General features: G+C 51.4%; 2 protein-coding genes. Both read left to right on the top strand.

All coding sequences use genetic code 11. From position 1 onward, the window contains the following. Nucleotides 1-2,361: transglutaminase domain-containing protein (locus J7438_RS24605; protein ID WP_209278690.1), on the top strand; the 2,361-nt coding region annotated here is incomplete at its 5' end. Nucleotides 2,362-2,451: 90 nt separating this feature from the next. Continuing rightward, nucleotides 2,452-4,427 (top strand): hypothetical protein (locus tag J7438_RS24610; protein ID WP_209278691.1); only part of this gene is annotated, 1,976 nt, incomplete at its 3' end.

Below are 4,427 nucleotides of genomic sequence, written 5' to 3' on the forward strand. Positions count from 1 at the left end.
CTGAGTCGGTGGCTGACCGATTGCGCCAGTGCCCTTAACGATGATTTCCGACAGCAACGTATTCCCCTTGAACTGACGTTGCCGCAGCTGTTGCTGGCGGCCGATCGATTGGGCAGAATCCCCATGGGTCGGTGGCCTGAGGGTCTGAGCTGGGAGTGGCAACCCTATCTGAAAAACCGTACAAGCACATTCCAGTGGCCCTATATTGTTGTACAGTCATCAAAAAATGGATCTTCCAGAGGTCCGGCCACTAATTCACCGGAGATTTTCAGCCAGGGCACGCCTCATGATGTGTGTATCAACTTCCAGGTAACCCGGTTTTTTCCCCGTCAATGGTGTATCGATCGGTATCGACTGAAGCTGTTCACAGCCGATGTGACCACTGACCAGACGTTAGTTAAAAGCCCGTTACCAATGCATCCCATGGATCAGAGCAATTTTTTGCCCCTGTTAACCGGGCGAACCGATCTGAAAACCGGTGAAACCCCCGGGCGCATGACACTGAAACCGGGCAGCAATTGGCAACCATTGCCATCGCTGACCCCCAACGACCGGTTGACCGGTCTGAGATCCATTCCGAAACAGACGCAGCTGGCACGGGATACGCACACCGACCAATACTTTCTTCGTTCCGGACTCACGGAACCGGTGACGGTGGATTTTATTATTAAGCCCGATCTGACTTATTTTCAGCCGTTAACGGCTGATGATCCCATCAATACACAGCCCCTGCGGTGCCCTCCGCTGATCAAAGTACATCTGGATCAGGAGGTGTTCAGCGGGGACCCTACTCACTTTCCGGGATACCGGAAGTTGCGGGAAATAGGGCAGATAGAGAATCTGTCCGAACGGCTACTGGCCCTTGTCGATTGGTTCAGAGCTTTTTCTTACGATCGTACTTTTGAAGAAACCGGCATCACCCTGGTCAAGCAATTGTTGCAGGAGCAACAGGGAACCTGCCGCCATCGTGGGTTTCTGTTTCAATTACTCTGTCTTTACTGGTGTATTGAGGCCCGAATAGTAGAATCGTTCACACACAGTTTTGTTGAGGTCAGATCCCACAATGGTTGGCGACTGTGTGATTTGGGGGGTACCGACGCAACCCACAGTTACTCATCAGAGCCGGAATGGCACAATATTTTCAAGTCAGCGCCAGTGGAACCCGTCAATTCGCCTTACGCTCAGGACGGAGCCGCTGATGGCTGGAACGGGATATTGTCACTGGCTGCTTCTCTGCTCGAGCAACACAAGTGTACTCAATCTGAATTACCCCAAGAGGCGATAAAACAAATCCAGGACACCGTTCTGGAAAAGTTCCGGAAAAATTTCCGCCCTATCCCCTTGTTCAGGGGGTTACTATCAGAACGGACTTACCAAGTATCGCCAAACCGCGAACGTTATGTCTTTGCAATGGATATTGCCTGCGATTTGGTACCAGAACAATATTTGCTGGCGGCCCGACATGCCATTGACCATTTTGCCACCCTGGCCCCCCCGGAAAAAAAAGCCATTATCGGTTGGAGCCACTGTATGCTCATCAGGTCAACCGAGAACCGGTCTCGCAACTGGCGTCTTTTCTGTGAGTGGTCGGAGTTTGCCTGGCAACTGTATTTGCAAAGCCCGAATGATTTTCCCGTCCTGCCTGTGCAAAGCCTGCAGACCATTATCCGGCTCAATTTTGATCATAATGGCATGGCTCAACAAATAAGCCAGCGCCTGTTCCGGCTTGAGTCCATCGATAAAGTCTATCTGAAAAATGTCCACGACAGTCCGGAGGCCGGCCATTTTTCCCTGCTGTACTCCCGGGAAAAATTGCCACAGGTGGCGGCTACCGAAGTTTTTTGGAGTCATGCCTCCCGGGGCAAACCGGATATTGCCCGACTGATCCGTGGTGAGCCCTGTTTCCCGCAAAAATCAACGTTCTACCAGGAAACCAATACCCTGATACTGTCCGCCCGGTTTTTGATCGACAAGGCGTTGCTCACCCTCCTTAAAAGCACCAACAAACTGACTGGAGCAACGTTTCATGAGGAGTTCCCTGAGACCCCGAGAATGGGTATCTCAGGGGATCACATCAATGATGCAGAAAATAACCGACAGTTAATTCGTCTGATCAGCGATAAACGCTCTGCGGAAATATATACCCCGGTGATATGTAACGACCTGAAAAGATTACGGGTCCTGATCGTTGGCAACTTCCGTGACCGGGTAACCATCTTTGAAAGTTCGGCAGGGCAAAATTTCGACCTGATCGGCAGTGGGATTTTTTCTCCGGGTATTACCCTGGATTGCCGGGATTCGCTGGGAACCCTAAAACGCCTGCTCAATGAACATGATGCAACCATTTTAAGCAGGTATTGATATGAGTCTAAGTACAAAGGAACTGTTGCCGGTTTACACCATCTAAATTGGCTGACTGACCGCAATTACCATCAGAAAAGTACTTTTTTCATGCTTCCTATTCAGCCCGGTGCCGTGGTTAATGTGCACAATGACAATCAGCAACCCGGTGATCATCCTGTTGTAAAAGCACAAAAAAGGCCGGCAAATTCTACAGGTGATCCTCCACAGCTCAGTAAAATCCGTAAAAAAATGCTCATAACTGAGGTTTTGTCCGTCAAAAATGAGCAGGCATATTTAGTCCAACAGGCATTAGCAGATAGTGCGCATACCAGCCCAATCCGAAACGTCACGCCCATCACAGATTGCATCGGTCACCTGAAGCAATCGGCATTGCTGGTTGGTGATGCGTTTCATTTTTTTGAATCCAGTGATGCGAAGGATGAACTGATCCGTTTCTATCGGCAAAAGACAGGCACCGGGTTTCTTTTTATGATCCGGCATCCGAACGACCTGGATCATCACCCGTTAAGAAGGCTGTACTATTATCCAACTCCCGGACAAAAAAACGAGCGTCCCGGGCTTCTTTATCAGTCAGTGCCCATCACCCTGGTTTTCGATTGTGACAATCTCAGGCCCAGACAGCTGGCCTCATTGAATGAGCTGTTGGAGAATCCTCCCCGGCTGGATGGCATCCCCATCAGCACGACAGTCAGTCGGGTTGTTCTGGCCAAAAACAATTTAATAAATCAGCCTGATGCTCCCGGACCGGATTTCTGGCGTCGTGTATTTGCCCGGGACAGATCCTCTTCAGCAACCTTCAATGTCACCCCGGCCGCTGTACCATCCTGGTCAGTAAGCCAGCGCACGGAGCCGCCAGAGCCGGGGAGTTTGCTGATTCACTGTGCGGGTCAGGATGTCTTTGCCAGCCTGTTTGGCAACCTGGCCATCAACAATAATGGAGAACAGTATTTTCGCAACGGAGTGATCAGCAGCCAGCCTGACCCTGTGACCATCTGCCTGGTGGACCCACCGGATGCCAAAAGCCCATTCTGGCAACATTTGTCTGATATTTTTGAGCAAGGCTACTTCATCGCCAATGGTGAACGGGTGGAGTTGCCAGCGTCGCTGGTCTTGCAGCAATATCACACTCCGACAGCAAATATTACGGCATTCAAACAAGCAATCAACAACACACCGGTGTTACCCGGTAAAACCTGCGGGGTTATCAATACCCACAATTTCGACGGGATCTTCAGTGATCTGTCCGCACAGGAAAACACCCTGCAAAAGACCGATACCTTTCATAAGATGGCCAGCGAATTTGACCAGCTGTTGATTAGCGGTGAGCTGACCGATGAACAATGGCTGATCCTGAAACATCGGACGGAATCTCTGCCCGTCGCCCCCGGATTGGTGACAGGCACTTTGCCAGAACCCTCCGGTGACAGTGTTGTCAGGCTGTATACCGGCAGTGTTGCCAATGTTGCTGCACATTGTTATCGACTGGCCTCCGGGCAGCAATGGGAGGAGCTCTGGTTTACCAGCAAGCTGAAACTGTCAGGCAAGTTGCGTTTCCAGCTGAGAGCAACCCCGTTATTGACACAACTCCTTAAGGGTCAACCGGTGGTGCTGACCGGGCTGGAGCATACTCCGACCCTGGCAGGGCATCTGGAGTCACTACTGGCACCTGAGCCCTATCTCTGGATTTACGGCCAGAAAAAAGCTCTGCCCAACTGCCAGCTGCATATAGTCTGGCCTACTGACCGACTGCCTGACCAGGGTTCATGGTTCCAGCGCTGGCAACAGCAGCAGGATGCTCGGAGTGATCGTTCAGCTGACAGTGTTGAGCCTGACAGTATTGAGCCTGAAATAGCTGAGCTCGGTAAAGCTGAGTCCATTATGGCCGCCCCCAAATCCCTTTCGTCCCGCCATCCCGATGCAATCCGGCCATTAGGCCGTCTTTTGTCCCGCATTCGGACATTGCCCCAGAGCCCGGATAAAAGTTATCCGGTCATTCCGGTTCAGGCACCGGCTGAGTTTCTGAAACTGCTGGAGGCTCAGCTCCCCATTGAACAGCGGCTGGA

The organism is Thalassotalea sp. G20_0, from assembly GCF_017744175.1.
In the GTDB taxonomy this organism is placed as follows: Bacteria; Pseudomonadota; Gammaproteobacteria; order Pseudomonadales; family Endozoicomonadaceae; genus Endozoicomonas.